Origin of the sequence: Paraburkholderia sp. 31.1 (genome assembly GCF_014397645.1) — a bacterium.
Taxonomy (GTDB): Bacteria; Pseudomonadota; Gammaproteobacteria; order Burkholderiales; family Burkholderiaceae; genus Paraburkholderia; species Paraburkholderia tuberum.
Map to the genome: position 1 here is coordinate 46,918 of NZ_VZQN01000014.1, position 22,654 is coordinate 69,571.

24 protein-coding genes and 2 pseudogenes are annotated in these 22,654 nt (G+C 65.1%); 14 read left to right on the top strand and 12 right to left on the bottom strand.

Features of this window, described 5'->3' with window-relative positions; genetic code table 11:
* Positions 1 to 13 precede the first annotated feature (13 nt).
* The 4 genes from F6X37_RS12890 (at position 14) to F6X37_RS12905 (ending at position 2,567) form a co-directional block, all read left to right on the top strand.
* The gene (locus F6X37_RS12890; RefSeq protein WP_184030542.1) at positions 14 to 697 is read left to right on the top strand and encodes a Fe2+-dependent dioxygenase; all 684 of its coding nucleotides are present in this window, start codon (positions 14 to 16) and stop codon (positions 695 to 697) included.
* Positions 694 to 1,416: a PepSY-associated TM helix domain-containing protein gene (locus F6X37_RS12895; protein ID WP_187611577.1), complete on the top strand. Its 723-nt coding sequence runs from the start codon at positions 694 to 696 to the stop codon at positions 1,414 to 1,416. Before F6X37_RS12890 ends, F6X37_RS12895 begins: the two co-directional genes overlap by 4 nt.
* 110 nt (positions 1,417 to 1,526) lie before the next feature.
* A complete protein-coding gene (locus tag F6X37_RS12900; RefSeq protein ID WP_187611578.1) occupies positions 1,527 to 2,216 on the top strand; it encodes a nitroreductase in 690 nt (229 codons plus the stop codon).
* A 36-nt stretch (positions 2,217 to 2,252) separates the two neighbouring features.
* A complete protein-coding gene (locus tag F6X37_RS12905) occupies positions 2,253 to 2,567 on the top strand; it encodes a high-potential iron-sulfur protein (RefSeq protein WP_090807936.1) in 315 nt (104 codons plus the stop codon).
* A 28-nt stretch (positions 2,568 to 2,595) separates the two neighbouring features.
* Here the strand turns inward: F6X37_RS12905 and F6X37_RS12910 are convergent, their stop codons facing one another.
* Both F6X37_RS12910 and F6X37_RS12915 read right to left on the bottom strand, forming a co-directional pair.
* Positions 2,596 to 2,958 (bottom strand): DOPA 4,5-dioxygenase family protein, encoded by a 363-nt coding sequence (locus tag F6X37_RS12910; protein WP_187611579.1) that lies wholly within the window; start codon positions 2,956 to 2,958, stop codon positions 2,596 to 2,598.
* Between the two features lie 18 nt (positions 2,959 to 2,976).
* Positions 2,977 to 3,480 carry a GNAT family N-acetyltransferase gene (locus tag F6X37_RS12915; RefSeq protein ID WP_090810308.1) on the bottom strand — a complete coding sequence of 168 codons (504 nt, stop codon included), beginning with the start codon at positions 3,478 to 3,480 and terminating at the stop codon, positions 2,977 to 2,979.
* 391 nt (positions 3,481 to 3,871) lie between these two features.
* Here F6X37_RS12915 and F6X37_RS12920 point away from each other — a divergent pair, with 391 nt between their 5' ends.
* The 6 genes from F6X37_RS12920 (at position 3,872) to F6X37_RS12945 (ending at position 8,188) form a co-directional block, all read left to right on the top strand.
* The gene (locus tag F6X37_RS12920; protein WP_090807933.1) at positions 3,872 to 4,144 is read left to right on the top strand and encodes a DUF1488 domain-containing protein; all 273 of its coding nucleotides are present in this window, start codon (positions 3,872 to 3,874) and stop codon (positions 4,142 to 4,144) included.
* Between the two features lie 872 nt (positions 4,145 to 5,016).
* On the top strand, positions 5,017 to 5,490 hold the full coding sequence (locus F6X37_RS12925) for a hypothetical protein (protein ID WP_187611580.1): 474 nt from the start codon (positions 5,017 to 5,019) through the stop codon (positions 5,488 to 5,490).
* Entirely contained in the window at positions 5,487 to 5,723 is a 237-nt protein-coding gene (locus F6X37_RS12930) for a hypothetical protein (protein WP_187611581.1), read from the top strand. The genes F6X37_RS12925 and F6X37_RS12930 overlap by 4 nt, the downstream gene beginning before the upstream one ends.
* Before the next feature lie 166 nt (positions 5,724 to 5,889).
* Positions 5,890 to 6,243: a YciI family protein gene (locus tag F6X37_RS12935; protein WP_090807928.1), complete on the top strand. Its 354-nt coding sequence runs from the start codon at positions 5,890 to 5,892 to the stop codon at positions 6,241 to 6,243.
* 179 nt (positions 6,244 to 6,422) lie between these two features.
* On the top strand, positions 6,423 to 6,836 hold the full coding sequence (locus F6X37_RS12940; protein ID WP_187611582.1) for a YciI family protein: 414 nt from the start codon (positions 6,423 to 6,425) through the stop codon (positions 6,834 to 6,836).
* Between the two features lie 77 nt (positions 6,837 to 6,913).
* Positions 6,914 to 8,188 carry an RNA polymerase sigma factor gene (locus F6X37_RS12945; RefSeq protein ID WP_187611583.1) on the top strand — a complete coding sequence of 425 codons (1,275 nt, stop codon included), beginning with the start codon at positions 6,914 to 6,916 and terminating at the stop codon, positions 8,186 to 8,188.
* A 53-nt stretch (positions 8,189 to 8,241) separates the two neighbouring features.
* Here F6X37_RS12945 and F6X37_RS12950 read toward each other — a convergent pair.
* The 7 genes and pseudogenes from F6X37_RS12950 to F6X37_RS12980 form a co-directional block, all read right to left on the bottom strand.
* Positions 8,242 to 8,451: pseudogene (locus tag F6X37_RS12950) on the bottom strand (LysE family translocator); the annotation flags it as partial.
* Between the two features lie 30 nt (positions 8,452 to 8,481).
* On the bottom strand, positions 8,482 to 9,069 hold the full coding sequence (locus tag F6X37_RS12955; protein ID WP_184052885.1) for a DUF4337 domain-containing protein: 588 nt from the start codon (positions 9,067 to 9,069) through the stop codon (positions 8,482 to 8,484).
* A 124-nt stretch (positions 9,070 to 9,193) separates the two neighbouring features.
* Positions 9,194 to 10,162 carry a zinc-binding alcohol dehydrogenase family protein gene (locus F6X37_RS12960; RefSeq protein WP_187611584.1) on the bottom strand — a complete coding sequence of 323 codons (969 nt, stop codon included), beginning with the start codon at positions 10,160 to 10,162 and terminating at the stop codon, positions 9,194 to 9,196.
* 140 nt (positions 10,163 to 10,302) lie between these two features.
* Complete coding sequence (locus F6X37_RS12965; RefSeq protein WP_222944831.1) at positions 10,303 to 13,371, bottom strand: efflux RND transporter permease subunit; 3,069 nt, start codon at positions 13,369 to 13,371, stop codon at positions 10,303 to 10,305.
* Positions 13,372 to 13,387: 16 nt separating this feature from the next.
* The gene (locus tag F6X37_RS12970) at positions 13,388 to 14,539 is read right to left on the bottom strand and encodes an efflux RND transporter periplasmic adaptor subunit (protein ID WP_187611585.1); all 1,152 of its coding nucleotides are present in this window, start codon (positions 14,537 to 14,539) and stop codon (positions 13,388 to 13,390) included.
* Positions 14,540 to 14,592: 53 nt separating this feature from the next.
* Positions 14,593 to 16,164, bottom strand: coding sequence for an efflux transporter outer membrane subunit (locus F6X37_RS12975; protein ID WP_187611586.1), 1,572 nt, complete (start codon positions 16,162 to 16,164; stop codon positions 14,593 to 14,595).
* 312 nt (positions 16,165 to 16,476) lie between these two features.
* Positions 16,477 to 17,211, bottom strand: a complete 735-nt coding sequence (locus tag F6X37_RS12980) for a GNAT family N-acetyltransferase (RefSeq protein WP_187611587.1) — start codon at positions 17,209 to 17,211, stop codon at positions 16,477 to 16,479.
* Positions 17,212 to 17,337: 126 nt separating this feature from the next.
* Between F6X37_RS12980 and F6X37_RS12985 the strand changes: the two genes are divergently transcribed.
* From F6X37_RS12985 to F6X37_RS12995, 3 genes are all read left to right on the top strand, one after another.
* Entirely contained in the window at positions 17,338 to 18,930 is a 1,593-nt protein-coding gene (locus F6X37_RS12985; protein ID WP_187611588.1) for a PLP-dependent aminotransferase family protein, read from the top strand.
* A gap of 195 nt (positions 18,931 to 19,125) precedes the next feature.
* The gene (locus F6X37_RS12990) at positions 19,126 to 19,458 is read left to right on the top strand and encodes a hypothetical protein (protein WP_187611589.1); all 333 of its coding nucleotides are present in this window, start codon (positions 19,126 to 19,128) and stop codon (positions 19,456 to 19,458) included.
* Positions 19,459 to 19,642: 184 nt separating this feature from the next.
* Positions 19,643 to 20,035, top strand: a complete 393-nt coding sequence (locus F6X37_RS12995; RefSeq protein WP_187611590.1) for a flavin reductase family protein — start codon at positions 19,643 to 19,645, stop codon at positions 20,033 to 20,035.
* A 6-nt stretch (positions 20,036 to 20,041) separates the two neighbouring features.
* On the opposite strand, the gene F6X37_RS13000 is transcribed toward F6X37_RS12995, so the two are convergent.
* The 3 genes from F6X37_RS13000 to F6X37_RS13010 form a co-directional block, all read right to left on the bottom strand.
* Positions 20,042 to 20,539, bottom strand: coding sequence for a GNAT family N-acetyltransferase (locus F6X37_RS13000; RefSeq protein ID WP_187611591.1), 498 nt, complete (start codon positions 20,537 to 20,539; stop codon positions 20,042 to 20,044).
* Between the two features lie 138 nt (positions 20,540 to 20,677).
* Positions 20,678 to 21,022 carry a PQQ-binding-like beta-propeller repeat protein gene (locus tag F6X37_RS13005; protein WP_187611592.1) on the bottom strand — a complete coding sequence of 115 codons (345 nt, stop codon included), beginning with the start codon at positions 21,020 to 21,022 and terminating at the stop codon, positions 20,678 to 20,680.
* 321 nt (positions 21,023 to 21,343) lie between these two features.
* Complete coding sequence (locus tag F6X37_RS13010) at positions 21,344 to 21,727, bottom strand: hypothetical protein (protein ID WP_187611593.1); 384 nt, start codon at positions 21,725 to 21,727, stop codon at positions 21,344 to 21,346.
* A 241-nt stretch (positions 21,728 to 21,968) separates the two neighbouring features.
* Between F6X37_RS13010 and F6X37_RS13015 the strand changes: the two are divergent.
* A pseudogene (locus F6X37_RS13015) lies at positions 21,969 to 22,418 on the top strand (GyrI-like domain-containing protein); the annotation flags it as partial.
* Between the last annotated feature and the right edge of the window lie 236 nt (positions 22,419 to 22,654).

Here is a 22,654-nt window from a genome sequence, read left to right on the forward strand (position 1 = left end):
CGAAGGACACACTATGTTGCTGCACATTCCGAAGGTACTGGACGCCGGGCAGTTGCGCTTCATGCGCGAGCGGCTCGATCGAGCCGGCGACGCGTGGGTCGATGGCCGCGCGACCGCGGGCTATCAGGGCGCGCCGGTCAAGCGCAATCAGCAGATCGCCGAGCACTCGACGCTCGCGCGCGAACTCGGCGATGTGATTCTCGCGGCGATCGAACGCAATCCGCTGTTCATCAGCGCGGTGCTGCCCAACCAGGTCTATCCGCCGCTCTTCAACCGCTACGAGGGCGGCATGCAGTTCGGCAGCCACGTCGACGGCGCGGTGCGCGTGCTGCCGAACGGCGTGAAGCTGCGCACCGACGTGTCGGTGACGCTGTTTCTCAGCGCGCCCGACGAATACGACGGCGGCGAACTCGTGATCGAGGACACCTACGGCGTGCAGCAGGTGAAACTGCCGGCCGGCGACATGATCGTCTATCCGGCGACGAGTCTGCACCAGGTGACGCCAGTCACGCGCGGCGCGCGGGTGGCGAGCTTCTTCTGGGTGCAGAGCCTCGTGCGCAGCGACACGCATCGCGCGCTGCTGTTCGACATGGACACCGCGATTCAACGGCTCAATGCCACCCATGCCGACGAAGCTGCGCGACGCAGCCTCGTCGGTTGTTATCACAATCTGCTGCGCACCTGGAGTGAAACGTGAGCGTATCGGACACCCTCGACATTCAACCGCCCGCGGCCCGCGAACATGGCGCGCAGGAGCCGCGTCGGCTCGATGACCATAAACTGAAATCGCGCCAGCAGCGCTCGCGTCGCGCGACCTTCATCAAGTGGCTGCGCAAGGTGCATGGGTGGGTTGGACTGTGGGGCGCGGCGCTCGGTCTGCTGTTCGGCACGACGGGCTTCTTTCTGAATCATCGTGGCGGCCCGCTGCGCGTCTCGACCGGCGAGCCGCAGGTATCGGTGATGCAGGTGCCGCTGCCGCAACCGGCGCCGCAAACGCCGCGCGAGCTCGCGAAGTGGCTCAAGCAGGAGCTGAAAATCGCCGGCAATCCGGGGCGCGTGCAGAAGGAAGCCGAGCATCCGGTGGCGTGGGGCGATCGCAGCGTCGTGCAGCCCGAGCACTGGCAACTGAGTTTCGGGTCGCCGAAGGAAAACACGTCGGCCGAATACTGGGTCGGCAACCACACCGTGACGGTCAAGCGCAGCGCGAACACCTTTCTCGCGATGCTGACGAACATGCACAAGGGTGTTGGCTTGAGCGTCGGTTGGGTGCTGCTGATCGATACGCTCGCGGGCAGCCTGATCCTGCTGTCGTTGACGGGCGTGCTGTTGTGGACCGAGTTGAACAAGCGCAAGACGGTGGGGCTCGCGCTCGTGGTCGGATCGATTGCGGCGGCGGTGGTGTTGGGGACGATGTAAGGGCGCAGCGCAACGCTTCGGGCGATGCCTGCGCGCTGGCGGGCAGGCTTTGAGCGGTACGCGCTAGAATCGTCGCAGACCTACTCCGCAGGCTCTGCCGCCATCCGCCGATGACCTCTTCCGCGAACCCCGTCGACACCGCGCTGACCACGCGGCGCTCGGTGCGCGCCTTTCTGCCGACACCGGTGCAGCGCGCCGACATCGAAGCGATTCTCGAAGCCGCCAGCCACGCACCGTCGGGCACCAACACGCAGCCGTGGAAGGTGTACGTGCTGACGGGCGAATCGCTCGCGCGTCTGTCGCGCGATCTGCTCGCGGCCTACGACGATCCGCAGCGCGACGAGCTGTACCAGGAGGAGTACGCGTACTATCCGCGCCAGTGGCAGTCGCCGTTCATCGACCGGCGTCGCAAGATCGGCTGGGACATGTATAGCCTGCTCGGCATCGAGAAGGGCGACAAGGCGCGCATGCACGAACAGCACTCGCGCAACTTCCGTTTCTTCGACGCACCCGTCGGCCTGCTGTTCACGATCGATCGCAGCCTCGAGCGCGGCAGCTGGCTCGACTACGGCATGTTCCTGCAGGCGATCATGACGGCCGCGCGCGGGCGCGGTCTCGACACCTGTCCACAGGCCGCGTTCATGCAGTTTCATCGACTGATTGCCGGACATCTCGGCTTGCCCGAAAACGAGCAATTTGTGTGCGGCATGTCGCTCGGTTTCGGCGACCCCAACGCGCCGGTCAATACGCTGCGCCCCGAGCGCGAACCGGTCGAGCGCTTCGCGCGCTTTCTCGATTGAACGCATCCCTCAGTCCCCACCCAGAGGCAAACGAAAATGAAAACATCGCGGCGCCATTTTCTGTTGGTCAGCGCGGGCGTCGGCTCGTCGCTCGCGCTGTCTCGGGTCGCGTTCGCCGCGACCGTTCCCAATGCGCTCAGCGAGAGCGATCCGCAGGCGCAGGCGGTCGGCTATACCGAAGATGCGTCGAAGGTCGACAAGGCCAGATTTCCGAACTTCGCGGCCGGGCAATCGTGCGCGAACTGCTCGCTGTTCCAGGGCAAGGCATCGGACGCATACGGCGGCTGCACGCTGTTCGGCACTAAACAGGTCGCGTCGCGCGGCTGGTGCAGCGCGTACACGAACATGTGAGCACGCCGCCGTAGCGTTCGCAGCGGTGCTATAGCAGCGCCTTCAGCACGAGCTCGTGCGAGTGCCCGATCCACACGGCGGCGTCGCGATGATCGCGCAGCGCGTCGCCGGTGTTCGGATGCAGAAAGACATCGAGCGCGCCGTGATTGAGCGTGAGCCAGCCGACCACGTCGGCGAACTGCGTGTGCGCGAAGGCGAGCTGATACGACCACATCGGATGCGGCCCGACCGGCCGTTCGTGGAAGCGCCCGATTTGCAGTTTGTCGCCCCAATGCGCGTCGATCTGCTCGCGAAACGCCCAGGCGGCATCGCGGCTCGCCGGGTCGAAGTAGATGTGCGCGTGCCAGCTTTGTATCGCTGAAGCAGCGCGAAAAGTCTTATCAGAGTTCATTGCGAGGCTCGTTCCGTATCAGTCTTTATCCGACATTCGTTCTGCTTCGCTTTCCGCCGGCGCGCGCGCTGCAAGTCGCATGTGAAACTGTGTCTGATCCTCGCCGACGATCTCGAAGCCAAGACGATCGTACAGCCGTTTGGCGGGATTGCCCTTGAGCACCTGCAAGCTGACCGGCAACGCTTCGGCCGCGGCGGCGCGCAGGATCGTGCGCAGCGCTTGCTCGCCGATGCCGCGACCCTGTAGCGCCGGCGCGATCTGCAACTGCACGACGAACCATTCGACGTCGTTGCGATGCGCCTTCAACAAGCCCGCGGGCGCGCCGTCGATGCAGACCACCTGCGCCGCGTCGTAGCGATGCAACAGGCGCGCGCGATGGACGTCGTCGTCGGTCGGCTCGCCGGCGCGCGCCAGGTGTTCGGTCATCGTCGTCTTGCGCAGTTCGAGCAGGAAGGCTTCGTCGTCGGGTTGTGCGGGGCGCAAGGTCAACCCGGATCGTTGGTCGGGCAGTTGGGCGGACATGTCGGCAAGGTGGTGGCGCGCGATGATCGTGCGAAGCGCGAGTAAGAATTGTCGTCGATTGTCGCGCCGGCTGCGCTTTTTTACCACGCGGCTATGTTGCAGTCTTCTCACTTTGCGATGCATGGCGAACGCTCGATGCGGCGAGGCGCCGCTTGCTGCGCTGTGTGGCATGCGCATTGCTAAAGGTTGATTCGCTTTTCGCGGGCACGGTCGTCGACCCATCGCGGCCGCGCTATCCGCACCAACGTACGAACAGACAAGACGAGGCCTCCGACCATTGGCGCGCGAACGTCCGCTTGCCGCGTCATCCGATGCGGCGAGCGTCCAGATGGTTATCCGGGGAGGTTCGCGTTATGCGGCGAACGTCGTAATCAACGTTGCGAGGTGGGCTATGACGATGATCGAGGTGGTACCCAGCGTCTCGGCAGATGGACGCGCGGTGATTTTCCAGCTTTCGTCGCAGGGACGAGACCTTGAATGCGCGGTCACGCGCGAGGCGCTCGAGCAGCACTTCTGGCTGCAACGCGGCGCGGGTGAGGCGCGCGTTCTGAAGACGTTCGCGGATGGGCGCAAACGTATTACGGCGATCGCCGAACGAAAAATGCTCGCGCGTCCCGGTGAGAAGGTCTTGCTGACGATCGACGATTTCTCCACACGCGGTTGACGTGCGTCATCGCTCGAAGCTGCACACGCGATGACGCCGGCGCGACGGCACTGGCTCCGCTCGGCCTGAATGCGGCCGGCTTCGCACTTCGCGTTTTTCTCTCAGGCTTTCGCAGCACCGTTTCGGTGCAATCGCTGATGATTTCACATCGAGCGCTACATAGGCACGCTGTTACATCGATTCGCCAAATTAACCCACCAAAGCGCTTCGCTTCGCTGAATTGCTTTCGCGCGTGCGCGCATACACTCTTTTCCATGGAGCGAGGAATCACCGACCTCCATCGATGCGATCTTCCCCTCGTGTCGGATTTGAACCGTACCGTTGATGAAGTCTGCAGTTCGCAGTTCGCAGTGCGTATCTGGCAGGTTTGCAGTCCGCAGTTGACGCAATACAAGCGCGCAATGCATCGAGCATGAGCGCGAAGCAACAGGGGTAGCGGCCAGAAGTAGCAGATAGCGAGGACCGGCCCACATGCAGTCGCAATTGAAGTGGTAGTTTGAATCGGCAGTTGAAGCTTGCTGTCGAGCGGTAGAAATTGCCGGTGCAGTACACGTAAGCAATAGCTTTGCAGGTTAGGTGGTTATAGGTTGGCAGGCATCCACGCGCCTGCTCGGCCGTTCCATCCTGTCAGCCCTGTTCCTCGCGGAACAGGGCTTTTTTTCGTCGCAACGAAGCGGGATTCTTGTTTCTGGCGGCGTCGAACCGATATGCGGACATTGCGTTCTTCGATACGTTCGAAGAACGGGCGCGTCGCATGGCGTCCGCATGGGGTGAACTGTCGGGCGCGAAATACGTCGGACGTTTGAGCGCGGCGTTTGCCGCCGTCGCGTGCCGAAGTCCGGGCGCGCTGCCGAAAGAAGGAGGTTGAATCGATGTCCAACAAGTCGCGAGTTCACAAGCCCGGCCGCACGGCCATGTCCCCCTTGTTGCGTTCTCTGACCCAGAGCCGCACCGCGCACGCGCCGGTCACGCAGACCATGCTGTTGCAGGCCTACGCCGCGCTCGATGCATTCCGCCGCGGCCACGGCGCGCGCATTCTGCACACGACGCTGAGCCGGCATTTGCTGGTGTCGCAGGAACTTGTGCATACCGGACGGGGCGCCGACGCGCGCGCCGACATCGAAAGCGCGCATGCGGCGATGGTGCGGCTCGATGTGCGCGAGCGCCAGACTGGCCGCTGGTCGCTCGAAGACGACGACTACGCAAGTCTGTGCGCGGCGCTAGCGATTTTCGACGGACAGTTGTCGGCGGCGTCGCTGAGCGAGCTGGCGAGCGCGGAAGCGAAAATGATCGAAGGTTTGATGCGTTCCGCGCGACTGCGGGCGCTGGCGGAAGCGGCGGTTTGAGCGGCACGCATCAGGCGCGCATTTCGGAAGCGTCGCGGGTCACCGGCGCTGCGCTCAATGCGCTATCGGCGAGCCCGGGCGAGTGGCTGCCCGTTGCGCTGCGTTTCGTCGAACGGCTGATACGACCGTTTCAGCGCGGACATAAATGGATTCCGGACACATTGAAAGCGGCATCGACGCGTCGCGCGAGGCCGGCCGATGCGCGTGGCGCGGCTTGTTACGAGTGTCCGTAGAAGTCCCGCCGGGCGCGTTTGCCGCTGCGATTCCCGCTTGCTAGACTGGCTGCGCCTGCTTCCCGCCTACCTGCTCACGTACCTCCCGCATACCGCCGAGGCGAGGCGTCGCTGGCGTCGTTGCGATGCCGACCCGCGCATACAACCGAGCCCTATCGGAGACATCATGTCCTACATGCTGCTGATCGTCGAACCCACGGACCAACGCGAGGAGCGCGCCGAAGCCGCGGGCCGCGACCTCTACGACCAGATGGTGCGTTTCTCCGAGAACCTGAAAGCGCGCGGCAAGCTGCTCGCGGTCGAGTCACTGACTTCGCAGAAGGACGCCGTGCGCGTGCAGGTCCGCCATGGCCAATCGAAGCTCGTCGACGGGCCGTTCGCCGAGGCGAAGGAGATGATCGGCGGCTTCTTTCTGTTGAACTGCGACAGCCGTGAAGAGGCCGTGGCGATCGCGCAAACCTGCCCGGCGGCGTCGTGGTGCACGGTCGAGGTGCGCAAGCTCGGACCGTGCTTCATCTAGGAACGTGTGACTCCCACTTCACTCGCTTCGGTATTTTCCCTGGGATGTGGGGACCGCCGCGCGTGTCGATCGGACCGTGCATCGCGCGTCGTGTGAGTAAGGGGCGAGCCGGCGTGGCCCCGCCAGGCGATTCACAAGAATCCACTCACGACCAACCACTAACAACAAGGAGCAACGACATGCGATTCATGATCATCGTCAAAGCCACGGCCGCGAGCGAAGCCGGCGAGATGCCCGAACCGTCGCTGATCGCCGCCATGGGCGCCTACCACGAAGAACTCGCGAAGGCCGGCGTGCTGCTCGACGCGACGGGCCTGCAGCCGAGCTCGAAAGGCTGGCGCGTGCGCTATAGCGGCGGCAAACGGAGCATCGTGGACGGGCCGTTCGTCGAGACCAAGGAGCTGATCGCGGGCTACACGTTGATCCAGGTGCGCTCGCGCGACGAGGCGATGGAATGGGCGCGACGTTTTCCGGCGCCGTTCGGTGAGCACGCCGATGGCGAAATCGAGGTGCGGCAACTGTTCGAACTCGACGACTTCGAGCCGGGGCCGGAAGTCGAGCGCTTTCACAAGCTCGAAGACGATCGCCGCTGATTTGATGGACTACGTCTGGGAGCCCGCGTACATGTTCCTGAACGCGCAACCGCCGGCAGCAGGTGAAGGCTGACGCCGTGACGATACAGGCCACCCATCGTGCGATCGACGCTGTCTGGCGGATCGAATCCGCGAAGGTCATCGCTCACGTCGCGCGGATCGTGCGCGACGTGGGACTCGCCGAGGAACTCGCGCAGGACGCGCTGGTGGCCGCGCTCGAGCATTGGCCGGACGCGGGCGTGCCCGACAACCCCGGAGCGTGGCTGATGACCGCCGCGAAGAACCGCGCGCTCGATCGCCTGCGCCAGGAAGCGCTGCATGCGCGCAAGCGCGAGGAGCTCGGCCACGATCTCGACGCGATCGAAGCGCACGTGGTGCCCGATTTCGTCGATGCGCTCGACGCCGCGCGCGCCGACGACATCGGCGACGATCTGCTGCGGCTCATCTTCACCGCGTGCCATCCGGTGCTGTCGACCGATGCGCGCGTCGCGCTGACGCTGCGCCTGCTCGGCGGCCTCACCACCGACGAAATCGCGCGCGCGTTTCTCGTGCCGGAGGCGACCATCGCGCAGCGGATCGTGCGCGCGAAACGCACGCTGTCGGCGGCGCGCGTGCCGTTCGAGGTGCCGCAGGCGGACGCGCGCGCGGCGCGGCTCGCGTCGGTGCTGCAGGTGATCTACCTGATTTTCAACGAAGGTTATTCGGCCACGGCCGGCGACGACTGGATGCGCCCGACGCTATGCGAGGAGGCGTTGCGGCTCGGGCGCGTGTTGAGCGGACTCGTAGCCGACGAGAGCGAAGTCCACGGTCTCGTTGCGCTGATGGAGATTCAGGCGTCGCGTACGCACGCGCGCACCGACGCCCAGGGGCGTCCAGTACTGCTGCTCGATCAGGACCGCAGCCGCTGGGACCCGCTGCTGATTCGCCGTGGCCTCGCGGCGCTGGACAACGCGCATGCGCTCGGCGGCGAGAGCGGGCCGTATGCATTGCAGGCGGCGCTCGCCGCGTGCCATGCGCGAGCGCGCCGCGCCGAGGACACCGACTGGGCGCAGATCGTCGCGCTCTACGATGCGTTGGCGCAGGTCGCGCCGTCGCCGGTAGTGGAGTTGAATCGCGCGGTCGCGGTGGGGATGGCGTTCGGGCCGGCGGTCGGACTCGAGATCGTCGATGCGCTCGCTGCCGGTTCGGCGCTCGCGAATTATCACTGGTTGCCGAGCGTGCGCGGCGATCTGCTGGTCAAGCTTGGACGCGTCGACGAAGCCCGCGCGGAGTTCGAGCGCGCCGCGGCGATGACGCGCAATACGCGCGAGCGCGAGTTGTTGCTGGAGCGTGCGCGCGGGCTCGCGGATTGAGGCTGGCACATTGGTGCTGGCACATTGGTGCTCACGCACACGTCAGTGCCGCCTCAACGAATCAGCTGCCGCACCCCCAACGCAACAATCAAGCCGCCGCACACACGATCCACCCACCTCTTGCCGCGCCGATAAGCCGACGCGATGCGCTGATGCGACAGCGCCAGCGCGACGAACCCATACCAGCTGCTCGCGACGACGAACACCATGCCGAGCATCGCGGCGAACGTGCCGGTGCTCACATGCGCTGGCGCCGCCGAAGCTCTGGGTGAAAAGTAACGCGACCATCCCGCTCATAGCCCGAAAAACGCCGCGCCCGCGGTCAAGACGCCCACTCCCGCGACGAGGTACGACAGATTGCGCAGCCAGTTCTTGCGCGTGAGCAGCGTGATCGCGCACAGCGCAATCGCGACCTGAATCAGCAGCGTCGCCTGAGCCCAGCGGTGATGGCCGTGCAACAGCGTTTCGCTGCGCGTATCGGCGGCGACGACCTGTTTTTCGATCGCTTCTGCGTTCGCGCGGATCGGCTCCTTCTGCTGCTTGTATTTCTCGACGTCGGCGACGAACTTCGCGTGCGCGTCGCTATTGGGCGCCGACAGCGCCGCGCCGAGTTCCGCGAGGTTTTCCTTTTCGCCCTTCGCCTGGTAGTAGCTCCACTGGTTCGACGCTTCGGTCTTCTTGATCGCGGCTTCGTTCTTGTAGAACAGCGCGAGATTTTCGGCGTTGCCGCTCTGGTACGCGCACAGCGCGCCGATCGTCGCGAGGATCGCGGTCATCACGGCCATGCGGCTCGCGAACGGATCGGCGTCGTGATGCGCGGCGTGGCCGGCGTGTTCGACGGCATGGTCGTGCGGACCGTGCACTTCATATTCTTCAGACATCAGATTCTCCGAGGCAATGCTTTTGTCGTTCTCGCCGGACGGGGCGGGCGCCCGGCGGCCTCAATCTTAGCGTGTCGCCGACGCCCGGAGGCCGCAGCTTCAATGCACTGTGTCAGAGGGACGGTTATTGCATGCGAATCACGACGCGCCCGCGCGTGCCGGCGGCGACCGCCTCGTAGGCTTCGCGCGCGCGGGCGAGCGGGAATTCGTGCGCGATCGCCGGGCCGCTCAGCTTGCCGTCGTCGAAGCCCTCGACGAGCGCCGTCATCAGCGGCGCCGATTCCGCGACGCCGAGCTTCGCGCTGTCGACGCCGAGCAATTGCGTCTCGTTGTGATAGAAGTCGATCAGATCGAACTCGACGCGGCGCTTGCCGGTCCCGCTGATTTCGAGCACGCGGCCGCGCCGCTTCGCGAGACTCAGCGCGGTCTCGAACGCGACACCGCCTACCGTGTCGTACACGACTTCCGCGCCCGCGCCGCCGGTCAGTTCGCGCACGCGTGCGGCCGCGTGTTCGTCGAACGCTACGTAGGCGTCGATCAGGCGGCCCGCGGGCGTGGCGGGATCGAGCGGCCGGCGGTCGACGGCGATCACGCGCGCGCCTCGCGCTTTCGCGATCTGCACGACCGCGCCACCGACACCGCCGGCCGCGCCAAGCACGGCAATGGTCTCGCCGGCCTGCAACTTCGCGTATTCGACGCTGCCGAGCCACGCGACCACGAAGTTCACGCCGATGGTCGCCGCCTCGACGTGGCTCAACGCCACGGGCTTGCGCGACAGCGCCGCGACCGGAATGCCGAGGTACTCGGCGTGCGTGCCGTCGCGCGTGAAGCCGATGTCGCCGCCGGTTCCCCACACCTCGGCGTCGAGCCACGCGGCCGGGCCGTCCACCACCACGCCGCTGAAGTCGCGCCCCGGCGTGCGCGGCAGCACCGTATGTTCGAAATGGCCGGACACGTTCTTCACGTCGCTCGGATTGACCGAGGCCGCCATGACCCGCACGACCGCATGCTCCGCGTCGGCCTGCGGCGTCGGCAGATCGACGTATTCGAGCACTTCGGGGTTGCCAAAAGATTTGAACTGAATCGCTTTCATCGTGCGTGGCTCCGGTTGGTCTTGCGCCGCGTTGCGCAGCGAATGCACCGTAGTCTAAGTGATGCGAGTAAGGGCATCAGGACGACGGCTTTCAGATTTCGGACAACAACCCGCGCGCCGGGTACGCGATCACCCAGGCTCTAACCCGCCTGACCCGCCTCGTCGGCCTTCGGCGCCTGAGCATGCCGCTGGTGTTCGGCGGCCAGAAACATGTACATCGCCGGCACGACGAACAACGTGAACAGCGTGCCGATCGACATCCCGGTGAAGATCACGAGCCCCATTGCGTTGCGGCCCGCCGCGCCCGCACCCGACGCGATCACGAGCGGCACCACACCGAGCACCATCGCCGCGGTCGTCATCAGGATCGGGCGCAGCCGCACGCCCGCCGCTTCCTCGACCGCTTCGCGCTTCGCGCGGCCCGCGCGCTGCAGTTCGTTGGCGAACTGCACGATCAGAATGCCATGCTTGCTGACGAGCCCCATCAGCGTGACGAGGCCGACCTGCGTGTAGATGTTCAGCGTCGTCAGGCCGATGTTGATGAAGATCAGCGCGCCGAACAGCGCCATCGGCACCGAGATCAGGATCACGATCGGATCACGGAAACTCTCGAATTGCGCCGCGAGCGCGAGGAACACGATGATCGTCGCGAGCAACAGCGTGATGACGAAGCCGCCCGACTCCTGCACGAACTGGCGCGACTCTCCCGAGTAATCGGCTGAATAGCCGGCCGGCGCGACCTGCGCGGTCGCCTTGCGCAGAAAATCGAGCACCTGGCCTTGCGACACGCCCGGCACGATCACGCCGGAGATCGTCGCCGAGTTCAACTGCTGGAAGTGGTTGATCGATTCGGGCACGACGCTGTGCCGCAGATGCGCGATCGTCGACGCCGGAATCACGTTGCCGTCCGGCGTGCGCAGATAGTAGTCGAGCACTTGCGACGGATTGAGCCGGTCGATCTGCAACACCTGCGGAATCACCTTGTACGAGCGTCCCGCAATCGAGAAGTAGTTGACGTAGCCGCCGCCCAGCGCCGACCCGAGCGCCTGTCCGACGTCGCTTTGCGACAGCCCGAGCGAGGCCACCTTGTCGCGATCGACGACGAGCGTCACTTCCGGCTTGTCGATTTTCAGGTCGCTATCGACGAAGAAGAACATGCCGCTCGCGCGCGCTTTTTCCAGCACTGCTTGCGACACCTCGTTGAGGTTTTCGAACGGCTCGGTCGTGCTGATCACGAACTGCACCGGCAAGCCCTGCGCGCCCGGCAGCGGCGGAAACTGGAACGCCGCGACGCGCGCGCCCGCGATCTGATTCCACTTCTGCTGCAACTCCTGCTGCAGCACGGTCGCGTTCTTGCCGCGCTGATCCCAGGTCTTGAACAGCACGCCGCCGATGCCCCGGTTGATGGTCGGCGAGCCCGTCAGCTGGAACATCTGCGAATATTCGGGCAGTGTCTTCGAAGCATCGAACACCTGGTCGGCGTAGGTCTGCATCTGCTGGATCGTCGCGTTGGGCGGCCCGATGATCTGCGAGAGCACGATGCCCTGGTCTTCCTGCGGCGCGAGTTCCGACTTCGAGGTCATGAACAGATACACGGTGCCGCACAGCAGCAGCGCGCCCATGATCACGAACACGGGCCAGGTGTCGAGCGTCGCATGCAACAGGCGGCCGTAGCCGCGATGCACGCGCTCGAACTGGCGGTCGACGAAACGCGCGAAGCGGCCCGACTCCTGCGCGGCGCGGAAGAAGCGCGAGCACATCATCGGCGACAACGTGAGTGCGATCACGCCCGACACCGTCACCGCGCCCGCGAGCGTGAACGCGAATTCGGTGAAGAGCGCGCCCGTCAGCCCGCCCTGGAAGCCGATCGGCGCGTACACGGCGATCAGCACGACGGTCATCGCGACGATCGGGCCGCCCAGTTCGCGCGCGGCGATCAGCGCGGCGTCGAACGGTGTTCTGCCTTCGTGCTTCATGTGCCGATCGACGTTCTCGACGACGATGATCGCGTCGTCCACGACGAGCCCGATCGCGAGCACGAGTGCGAGCAGCGTGAGCAGATTGATCGAATAGCCGAGCACCTGCATCACGAAGAACGTGCCGATCAGCGACAGCGGCATCGCGATCAACGGCACGATCACCGCGCGGAAGCTGCCGAGAAACAGGAAGATCACGACGGTCACGATCACGAGCGCTTCGACGAGCGTTTTGATCACTTCCCTGATCGCGGTGTTGACGAAGTCGGTCGCGTCATAAACGATGTCGCCCGTCATGCCGGTCGGAAACTGCTTCTGCAGATCGGGAAACACGGTTTTCACGCGCTTGGCCACGTCGAGAATGTTCGCGTCCGGCGCGACCTTGATGCCGATGAACACCGACCGCTTGCCGCTGAACGCGACGTTGAAGTCGTAGCTGTCGGCGCCGAGCACGACGTTCGCGACATCCTCGAGACGCACGATCGAGCCGTTCTTCTGCTTGACGACGAGCTGCTTGAAGTCGTCGACGGTATGCAGGTCCGTGCCCGCTTCCAGGTCGACGCTGACCATTTGCCCCTTCGTCGTGCCGAGCGTGGCGAGATAGTTGTTGTTGCCGAGCGCGGTGTACACGTCGCTCGCGCTCACGCCGTGCGCGGCGAGCCGCGCCGAGTCGAGCCACGCGCGCATCGCGAACTGCCGCCCGCCGAGCACTTCGGCGGTCTGCACGCCCTGGATCGAATCGAGCTTGGGCTTGACCACGCGCAGCAGGTAATCGGTGACGTTGTTGCTTGGCAGCACGCTGCTGTAGAAGCCCATGTACATCGCGTCGGTGGTCTGCCCGGTCTGCACCGTCAGCACCGGCTGTTGCGCCTGCGGCGGCAACTGGTTGCGCACCGAGCCGATCTGCGTGTTGATCTCGGTCAGCGCGCGGTTCGCATCGTAGTTCAGACGCAGCGTCGCGATGATCGTCGACACGCCCGTGATGCTCGTCGACGACATGTAGTCGATGCCCTGTGCCTGCGCGATCGCCGCTTCGAGCGGCTGCGTGATGAAGCCGGCGATGGTGTCCGAGTTCGCGCCATAGTAGGCCGTCGTGATCGTGACGACCGCGTTCTCGGTCTGCGGATACTGGCTGACCTTCAGCACCGCGAGCGCGCGCAACCCGAGCACGAGGATCAGCAGGCTCACGACCGAAGCGAGTACCGGCCGGCGAATGAAGATGTCCGTGAACATGATCGGGCGGCCTCGCTTATTGTTCCTGCGGCGTCGGATTCGGACTGTCCGACGGCTGCACGCGGTTGTCGATGATCAGCGGCGTGCCGTTCTTGAGCTTGATCTGGCCGCTCGTCACGACCTGCGTGCCGTCGTCGATGCCCTTCAGAATCGCCACCTGGTCGCCGCGCGTCGGCCCCGGCGTTACGAACACCTGCTGCGCGACGGGCAGCGTCTTGCCCTGCGCGTTGGGCTGCGTGCCGGGCTTCACGATGAACACGGTCGCGCCGTACGGGTTGTAGGTGATCGCCGTTTGCGGCAGGGTCAGGTAGCGCTGTTCGGCGCCCGAGTCGATCTTCACGTTCGCGTACATGCCGGGCAGCAGCTTGCGCTCGCGATTGTCGACGCTCGCTTCGATCTGTACGTTGCGCGTCGCGCTGTCGACTTTCGGGCTCACCGACTGGATCTTGCCGGTGAAGGTTTTTCCGCTGTACGCGTTGGTGTCGACGCTGACGGTTGCGCCGATCGCGAGCTGGCCGAGCTGTTGTTGCGGTACCGAGAAGTCGGCGTAGATCGGATCGATGGCTTGCAGCGTGACGATCGCGTCGCCGGGATTCAGGTATTGCCCCGGATTGATCGTCGTGATGCCGAGGCGCCCCGCGAACGGCGCGCGAATCGTCTTCTTGTCGACGAGCGCCTGCTGTTGCGCGACCTGCGCCTTCTTGCCCTTGAGGTCGGCCGCATCGGCGTCGAGCTGCGCCTTCGCGATCGCCTTGATGTCGTACTGCGCGCGGTCGCGCTCGTAGACCGTCTGTGCGAGTTGGGCCGCGGCCTGCAGCGATTGCAGCAGTGCGACGTCGCTGTCGGCGTTGAGTCGCACGAGGATCTGTCCGGCTTTCGCTTCCTGCCCCGACACGAACGCGACCTCGCGCACGAGGCCGGCGACTTCGGTCGTCACGTCTACGCCGCGCACCGCGCGCAGGCTGCCGACCGCCGCGAGCTGCGGCTGCCACGACTGATAGTGGACCACCACCGCCGAGACCGTGGCGGGCGGCGCGGTGTTGGCCGTCATGAACTTCGCGAACATGTGCGCGCGGAACAGGTTGAAGCCGACCAGCGCGGCGAGCAGCAGGCCGACGCTGATCAACATGATCACCATCCGCTTTGTCATCGGTTTTCTTTCGGCCATCGTGATGTCCTTGCTCGGCTTGGGGCGAGGGCTGGGGTTGCGTCAGGGCACGGTCAATGTGGCGTTGCGGCGGTTGCCGTCGTTGCTGATGGCGACGACGTGTTCGACGCGCTCGCCGACGCGGCGGCCGGCGCGGCCGCGGACTCGGGCGCGGCGGCATTCCACCAGCCGCCGCCGAGCGCCTGGAACAGCGCCGCCGTATCGGCGTAACGCGCGGCCTGCGCCTGCGCGAGACTCACGACCGTTTGCTGATACTGGCGTTGCGCGTCGAGCAGCGCGAGGTAGCTGACACCGCCGACGTGATACTGTCCGCGCGTCAGTTCGAGCGAATCGCTCGCGGCGCGCGACGCGTCGGTCTGCGCCTTGAGGCCGGTTGCGTCGTGTTCGAGCGCGCGCAGCGTGTCCGCAACGTTCTGGAACGCGAGCAGCACCGTCTCGCGGTATTGCGCGCCGGCCTGCTCGTAGGCGGCCTCGGCCGCGCGCTTCTGCGCGCTCAGCTGGCCGCCGTGAAAGACCGGTTGCAGCAAGCCCGCGCCGATGCTCCAGATCGTGCTGCCGGCCCTGAGCACCTGCGCGGGCGTCAACGCTTCGGCGCCGTAGCTCGCGGACAGCGTGATCTGCGGATACATCGCCGCGGTCGCGACGCCGACCTGCGCGCTCGCCTGATGCAGCGTGGCGTCGGCGGCAAGGATGTCGGGGCGCTGGTGCACCAGCGACGACGGCAGGCTCACGGGCAGCGTGTCGGGCAGCGAGAACATGTCGAGCGTGAAGTCGGGCACCGAGGTATCGCTCGGCAGCTTGCCGGCGAGTACCGCAAGCTGATGGCGGGCCTGATCGAGCTGCTGTTGCAGCGGCGGCAGCGTCGCGCGGGTCTGCGCGAGCAGCGTTTCCTGCGCGAGCACGGCCGTGCGGCTCACGCCGCCGAGTGAGAATTGCTGGTCGAGCACGTTCAGCTGCTGCTCTTCCTCGGTAGCGATCCGCTCGGTCGCGTCGATCTGCGCGCGCACCGACGCTTCCTTGACCGCCGCGGTCACGATGTTGGCCGATATCGTGAGATAGGCGGCCTGCAGCTGGAAGCGCTGATAGTCGATCTGCGCATGCAGCGCTTCGAGTTCGCGCCGCGCGCCGCCGAACACGTCCAGCTTGTACGAGACGTTGACCGACGCGTTGTAGAGATTGAATTCCTCGACGAGGCCGGGCTCGCCGAACGCGATGCCGTTGATCTTTTCGCGCGTGGCGCTCAGTTGCGCGTCGACGCTCGGCAGCAAGGTGCCGCCGGCTTGCGCCGTGTAATTCTCGCGAGCCTGTCGCAACGCCGCCTGCGCGGCGGCCATGTTCGGACTGTTGGCGATCGCCTCGCGGATCAGCGCGTCGAGCGGCTCGCAATGAAACAGCGTCCACCACGCGGCGGGAATGTCCTGGGCCGGCGCGAAACGCTGCGGCAAGCCTGCGGGGCCGGGCGCGGAGGCGGTCTGGTCGGGCAGCGGCGTGGTGGTGAAGGTGTCGGTGGCCGGCGCTGGCGGCGCGTGGTAGTCGGGGCCGACCATGCAGCCGGCCAACGCGACGCAGCTGCACAGCGCAACGTAGAGGCGCCGCCAGACAATACGCTGACTCACGTCGATCATCGATCTACCTTGTATCGCCAATGGCGGGTGGACCGGACGAAGATGTTCAGGGCACCCGAACGTTCTTGGAGTTGTCTTGCCGACGCTGGAATTTACCATGCACGGCGCGAACCGCGCTTGGCCTCGCGTTCGCTGGCGGACGAAGGTGGATACGAGATCACGTAGGAGGGCGGTGATGGCAGGCGGTGCCACCGCTGTCTGCCACGCCCGGCGCGGTATTCACGACAATTTCACGGATTCGGGCACGCGGTTGGCTCGGCATCGCGCTTGGCGAACTGGTCGAGCTGTTGTCTGGTTATCGATCGTCTGGTTTTACCGGGCCTCGTCCGCCGCTCGGCGCTGCGCGATCAGATCGGCGAGCCGCTCGACCTGCTGCCCTTGCGCATCGAAATTGCCCGCGTCGAGCCACCGCTCATAGCAAGAGCGCAATGCCGGCCACTCGCTGTCGATGATCGAAAACCACGCCGTGTCGCGATTGCGCTCGCGATAGACGATCGCCTGCCGGAAGATCCCCTCGAACGTAAATCCATAGCGCAACGCGGCCTTGCGCGACGGCTCGTTGAGCGAATCGCATTTCCATTCGAAGCGCCGATAACCGAGCTTGTCGAACACTTCGCCTAGCAGCAGGTACATCGCATCGGTCGCGATGCGCGTGCGCTTGAGCCGCGGCGAATACGTGACGTGGCCGACTTCGATCACGCCGTTGGCCGGATCGATCCGCATCAGCGAGAGCGTGCCGACCGGCTTGCCCGTCGCCAGGTCGATGACCGCGTAGTGCAGCGGATCTTTCGAGGCCGCCATCTGCGTCAGACGCTCACGATAGGCCGCGAGACTGTCGAACGGGCCGACCGCCAGATAGGTCCAGTCGCGGCCGTCGGTGGCCGAGCCGTACGCGTCGAAGAGGTCGGCCGCGTGGCGCTCGACGTCGACCGCTTCGAGCCGGCAATAGCGGCCGCCGAGCGGCTCGCGGCCCGGCGGCTGCGCGCCGGGCCAGCCGGGCAGGGGCGCGCCGATTGGCTGGCCGTAGGCGTTACGTGTGGGTTCCATGTCTGTTCTCCCGTCGATGAATGGGCGATGCCGGAGGATGCCGATGCGTGTCGATGCAGGAACGATACGGTAAACGTGGTATGTTCAAAAGATCCACGACATGCTTATTCGATAGGTCCAGCCACCATGATCGAAATCATCGGACCGCTCGTCCATGCGGACGACGCGTTCGCCGCGAGCGGCGCCAGCGGGGCCAAGCGGACCGCGCCGCTGCAAAAGCAGTTGATCGAACGTCTGCAGCAGGCGATTCTCGCCGGTCGTCTGCCGGCCGGGTCGCTGCTGCCGTCGTCGCGGCTGCTCGCCGCCGAAATGGGCGTGTCGCGCAACACGGTCGTGATCGCTTACGAGCATCTCGCCGCGGTCGGCTACGTCATCGCCGATCGCCAGGGCACGCGCGTGAGCCCGCTGTCGAGCCCCGCCGCGCGCGGCGAGCGGGCGGCGGCGTCGGCCGCGCCGGAGGTCGTATACGCGGCGCGCGTCGAGCAGTTCGCGGCGTCGCACAATCACGCCGACAACGGGTACGCGCTGACCCCCGGCACGCCCGCGCTGGACCGTTTCCCGCTTGCCGAGTGGCGGCGCGCGCTCGAACGTGCGATGGAGCGCGCATTACCACGCGCGCTCGGCTACGGCACGCCGGCCGGCGAGCCCGCGCTGCGCGACGCGATCGCCGCGCATCTGCGGATGGCGCGCGGCGTGCGCTGCGATGGCTCGCAGGTCGTGATCACCGAGGGCGCGCAGGAGGCGCTGAACCTGTGCGTGCGACTGCTGACCAATCCCGGCGATATCGCATGGATCGAGGACCCCGGCTATCGCGGCGCGAAGGCCGCTTTCAACGCGGGCGACTTGCGCACGCTGCCGATTCCAGTCGACGCCGAAGGCATGGCCGTGCCGGCCGACGCGTGGCACACGCATCCGCCGAAACTGATCTACACGTCTCCCGCGCATCAGTATCCGACCGGCGCGGTGCTGTCGGTGGCGCGGCGGCTTGCGCTGATTGCCGAGGCGCGGCGCTGCGGCGCATGGCTGATCGAGGACGATTACGACGGCGAGGTGCGTCACACCGGCGAGCCGATCGCGAGCATGCAGGGCCTCGTCGACGCGGCGCCCGTGCTGTACGTCGGCTCGTTCAGCAAGACGATGTTTCCGGCGCTGCGCATCGGCTTCGTCGTGCTGCCTCGCGCGATCGCCGCGCACGGCGCTATTGCGCTGCAAGAGATGCTGCGCGGCGGGCATCGGCTGGAGCAGCTGGCGCTCGCGCATTTCATCGAAAGCGGCGAATTCGGGCGGCATCTCGGGCGGATGCGGCGGCTGTACCGCGAGCGGCAGCAGGCGCTGCGCGACGCGCTGGCCGAGCATTTTCCGGCGGCGACGATTCTTGGCGGCGATTGCGGCATGCATCTGACGCTGCGGCTGCCGGCGTCGCTCGACGATCGCGCGCTCACTGCGCGGGCGCAGGCGTTGGGGTTGAGTCCGCGCGCGCTGTCGGGGTTTTCGATCGGGGCGTCGGAGCAGACGAACGGGCTCGTGATCGGGTATGGCAATACGGAGGCGGAGCGCTTGGGGCCCGCGGTGAAAGCGCTGGCGGAGGTGGTGCGGCAATTGGAGGGCGAGGCGCGACCGGCTGCGAAGCGCGCGGCAAAACGGGGCGGAAAAACCGTCGTCCGGTCCCGCAAAAAACCCACCCCGCCACGCCGTACGCCCGCCAGTCCGGGCATGTAAGTTTTACGTCTGTCCGCCTGGCCCATGTCGCGCTATCGTGTCGTATGCGCGGCGACTTCGCAGGTCCGATGTGCTGGTTTGCCCGCATGTGCCGCGGTTGCCCGTCCCGTCGCGCGGCGGGTGTGGCGCCGGCGATGGGCACGAACAATGCGTTCAGTGTGGTTATCGATGACGATCTATCCGACCGGAGAAGACATGAAGGAAATCGAACCGACCCCGTGGTTTGACCTTACCATCCATACGCCCGTACGCGAAGGCTGGTACGAAGTGCAGTTGGCGAGCGGGGACACGGCGTTTGCGAAATTTGGCGACGGCGTGTGGACCGAAAAGCCGTTGCTCGTATTCACGCACTGGCGCGGCCTGTCCGCCGATCCCTCGAAAGCCGCGGACGGCGCGGCCGAGTCGGTCGGCGCCGAAGCCACCGCGGCGCAAGGCGTGCGCGCCGCCTGGAACGCGTTCTTCCCGGGACTCGGCGACGAGCAGCACAAGCCGCTCAATGCGGTGCCGAACGGCAAGGCGCCGCATTGAGGGTCCCTTGAAATTCGTTTGAAGTTTGGTCGGGTGGCGGCTTGTGGGCCGCCGCCCGGCAACTCGATTCGGCCGCCATCCGCGCGTGGTTCGAATCGCTCTCGTATCGCTCGGCCCTACGCCGCACCGCATATGTCCCGCCCCGCTACAATCAGCGTCATCCTTTCGACGCCATCACGATGCTATGAACGCCACCCGAGAAACCGTGGAATTGTCGCGCGCGACTCAACTGCTCAATCACGGACCCGTTACGCTGATCACGAGCGCACACGATGGTCGATCGAACGTGATGGCCGCGTCATGGGCGATGCCGCTCGACTTCAATCCGCCGAAGGTGGTGGTGGTCGTCGATAGCCGCACGCTGACGCGTCGCCTGATCGAAGCGAGCGGCGTGTTCGGGCTGCAGTTGCCGAGCCGCGGTTTCGCCGGGCAAACGCTCGCGGTCGGCACGCACGCGGGCGTCGAACTCGACAACGACGATCCCGACCTGCGCACATGCCATTACGTGGCCGGCGGTACCTTCTTCGCGACGGGCGATGCATTCGAGGTGGCGCCCGTCGCGGCGTCCGCGCAGTGACCGGGCTTAGGTGCTCCGTTCGGTTTCGCCTTCGGCGAATGCTTTGAGCGCGTCGCCGGCGAGACGATAACGTACCCATTCGCTTTGCGGATTCGCGCCGATCGACTTGTAGAAGCCGATGGCCGGCTCGTTCCAGTCGAGCACGCTCCATTCGAATCGACCGCAGCCCGTTTCGCAGGCGATTTGCGCGAGATGGCGCAGCATCTGTTTGCCCGCGCCGCTGCCACGCGATGCGGGCGATACGTACAGGTCTTCCAGATAAAGCCCCTGTTTGCCGAGCCACGTCGAATACGAAAAGAAGTACACGCAAAAACCGACTGGCTCGCCGTTCATTTCGCAGATCAGTGCTTTCGCGGCCGCGCCCTCGGAAAACAGGCTCTTCTCGATGTCTTCGACGCAGGCGACGACTTCGTGCTCGGCTTTTTCGTAGATCGCGAGTTCGGTGATGAAGCGCAGGATCAGGGGGGCGTCGGAAGCGGTGGCGGGGCGGATGTGGATCGTCAAGGTCTAGTGCTCGGTGAGTTCGGTGATGACTGCCGGCCGGCGGGCGCTACGCGCCAAATGCGCCGGCTTCGAAACAGACTCACATCGTAGCAAAGAGCCAAAGGCCCCGCCTCGAACGGACGGGGCCTCGGGCGTTTCCTACAGACCGAAGGCGAACAATTTCAGCGGCCCCGGTCCGCTCGTCGAGCCAGAGTCCCAGAACACCACGCCGTCCGCAATGGCCGGCCCGGCATTGCATGCACCCCCGCTATTGAATGACCACAGGACTTTTCCGTTGGAAGAATCGAGCGCGTACATCGTGCCATTCGTGTAGTCGAGATTGCATCCGAAGACCACGCCATTGGCGACACTGACGGCTGCCTCCGCGCGGCTTCCGAGCGGGTCCGGCCTGGTCCACGTCACTGCGCCGGTCGCGACATCGAGTGCGACGACGCTGCCGCGGAAACTCCACTGCCAGGCAGGCGGAGGGACATAGGCGGCCATCGGTTCTTCGTTCGATGTGGTTCCTACGAAAGCCGTACCGTTCGCGATGACGGCAGACTGCGTGACCATTGAATAGGTGGTTGAATCGACTTGCGTGTGCCAAAGCCGAATCTTATTTCCGGTCTTCAAGCCCGACCGCAATTCGCGTAGTCACCAATGAAAGCGCGGCAACTCCACTTCAATCGAATGCCCTTCTACATCCCTGCCTGGTTCGTCGGCGAGAGTATGACGGGGTGGTGCGATTCGCGGCTGATTGGATGATCTGCCCGGCATGAGCGCGCGTTCGGACAGGAAGAAAGACCGAAACGGCACTGCCGCGCTTCAACCCTCCGGCAACACCGACTTACCGCGCCGCTTTTTCGGCTTAGACTCGACACCCACCCGCGGGTCCCGCTCCAGCACGAGTGCCGTCAACTGCCCGACAGTGTCTTCAAACGCAGGATCCTCCTGCGGCACGTAAAGCCATTTCCCAAGCACCGGGTGAGGCTGCAACGCAGGCATATCGGTAATCAGAGCAGCATGGCGTTCCCGCGACGTACAGACGAGCAGCCCATTCCACGGCTTATCGCGATCCGCGGCAACCAGGCACAACAGCCCATCGATATACGCAGCGTCGCTACCAAACATCCGCCGACGGATATACGTCGGATCGCGTTCGAACGCGTCGAAGATCCAAAGGAGCGAATTGCTGATCGAAGAGGGCATCGGCGGACAATCTCAGGAAGCGCGGGTGAACGAAGATAAGTTTACGTAAATTCTCCAGGCTCGGCAGCGAGCCAATTGAAGATCGAGCAAGTCCGGCTAGGTAAGATGTGTCCAACCTCGGCGACCATATCGAAACTCGCACGATCCAGACCATGTTAGCTCACACAGACGCCGCCGCTGCCTACGTGCCCGTCGCACGCTACGTGCAGTTGATGCGCTTGCGTCGCGCCCGGCTCTCGATGCCGCGCTCGAACATTGTGGTTCGCCCGGACTCGTCAACGAGAGTGCGCGCAAGTTCATCGATTGGCGTATTCAAAGCGGACAATCACCGGTGGCGTCGAGCCGGACCTTCGGCGTCCCGCACGGCAATCCAGACACGGTGCCAGCGGATGAATTCCGTTTCGATATCTGCGGAGAGATCGACGAGCCGGTCGCGCCGAATCTGTATGGCGTGCGCGAGCTCGTGATGCAGGGTGGACGGTGCGCGGTGGTTCGGCACACGGGATCGACCGACCACATCGGCGAGACGATCTACCCGGTCTATCGCGACTGGTTGCCTTCGAGTGGGGAAGAGTTGCGGAACCATCCGCTGTTTTTCCACCACCTGAGTGTCTATCCTGAGACGCCGCTGGATCAGCGGCAGACGGATATCTACATTCCGTTAGTCTGGATGGGTGTGATGAGCATGTGAGATGCCTGCTAGTGCGAAGCAAGTCGCTCCCAATTCTTCGCGAATGCTCATGTCCGAAGCCACGGTTCGTTCGAATTCCAATTCGATTGCGGCATCGGTATCAATTGCATTGAGCGAGGGTTGCCGGATTGCTAATTCGGCAAAAAATGCAATTTCGAAATGTCTCTGTTTTCGCTGCACGTACCTCGCGTCCTCACTGGAACCACGCAATACCTCAAATGTCAAAAAAAGACGTC

Bases quoted from the DNA above. Each gene is read 5' to 3' on its own strand.
- F6X37_RS12890 (WP_184030542.1), top strand. From the start codon at position 14: ATGTTGCTGCACATTCCGAAGGTACTGGACGCCGGGCAGTTGCGCTTC.
- F6X37_RS12900 (WP_187611578.1), top strand. From the start codon at position 1,527: ATGACCTCTTCCGCGAACCCCGTCGACACCGCGCTGACCACGCGGCGC.
- F6X37_RS12905 (WP_090807936.1), top strand. From the start codon at position 2,253: ATGAAAACATCGCGGCGCCATTTTCTGTTGGTCAGCGCGGGCGTCGGC.
- F6X37_RS12910 (WP_187611579.1), bottom strand. From the start codon at position 2,958: ATGAACTCTGATAAGACTTTTCGCGCTGCTTCAGCGATACAAAGCTGG.
- F6X37_RS12915 (WP_090810308.1), bottom strand. From the start codon at position 3,480: ATGTCCGCCCAACTGCCCGACCAACGATCCGGGTTGACCTTGCGCCCC.
- F6X37_RS12920 (WP_090807933.1), top strand. From the start codon at position 3,872: ATGACGATGATCGAGGTGGTACCCAGCGTCTCGGCAGATGGACGCGCG.
- F6X37_RS12925 (WP_187611580.1), top strand. From the start codon at position 5,017: ATGTCCAACAAGTCGCGAGTTCACAAGCCCGGCCGCACGGCCATGTCC.
- F6X37_RS12935 (WP_090807928.1), top strand. From the start codon at position 5,890: ATGTCCTACATGCTGCTGATCGTCGAACCCACGGACCAACGCGAGGAG.
- F6X37_RS12940 (WP_187611582.1), top strand. From the start codon at position 6,423: ATGCGATTCATGATCATCGTCAAAGCCACGGCCGCGAGCGAAGCCGGC.
- F6X37_RS12955 (WP_184052885.1), bottom strand. From the start codon at position 9,069: ATGTCTGAAGAATATGAAGTGCACGGTCCGCACGACCATGCCGTCGAA.
- F6X37_RS12960 (WP_187611584.1), bottom strand. From the start codon at position 10,162: ATGAAAGCGATTCAGTTCAAATCTTTTGGCAACCCCGAAGTGCTCGAA.
- F6X37_RS12965 (WP_222944831.1), bottom strand. From the start codon at position 13,371: ATGTTCACGGACATCTTCATTCGCCGGCCGGTACTCGCTTCGGTCGTG.
- F6X37_RS12970 (WP_187611585.1), bottom strand. From the start codon at position 14,539: ATGGCCGAAAGAAAACCGATGACAAAGCGGATGGTGATCATGTTGATC.
- F6X37_RS12975 (WP_187611586.1), bottom strand. From the start codon at position 16,164: ATGATCGACGTGAGTCAGCGTATTGTCTGGCGGCGCCTCTACGTTGCG.
- F6X37_RS12980 (WP_187611587.1), bottom strand. From the start codon at position 17,211: ATGGAACCCACACGTAACGCCTACGGCCAGCCAATCGGCGCGCCCCTG.
- F6X37_RS12985 (WP_187611588.1), top strand. From the start codon at position 17,338: ATGATCGAAATCATCGGACCGCTCGTCCATGCGGACGACGCGTTCGCC.
- F6X37_RS12990 (WP_187611589.1), top strand. From the start codon at position 19,126: ATGAAGGAAATCGAACCGACCCCGTGGTTTGACCTTACCATCCATACG.
- F6X37_RS12995 (WP_187611590.1), top strand. From the start codon at position 19,643: ATGAACGCCACCCGAGAAACCGTGGAATTGTCGCGCGCGACTCAACTG.
- F6X37_RS13005 (WP_187611592.1), bottom strand. From the start codon at position 21,022: ATGGCCGCCTATGTCCCTCCGCCTGCCTGGCAGTGGAGTTTCCGCGGC.
- F6X37_RS13010 (WP_187611593.1), bottom strand. From the start codon at position 21,727: ATGCCCTCTTCGATCAGCAATTCGCTCCTTTGGATCTTCGACGCGTTC.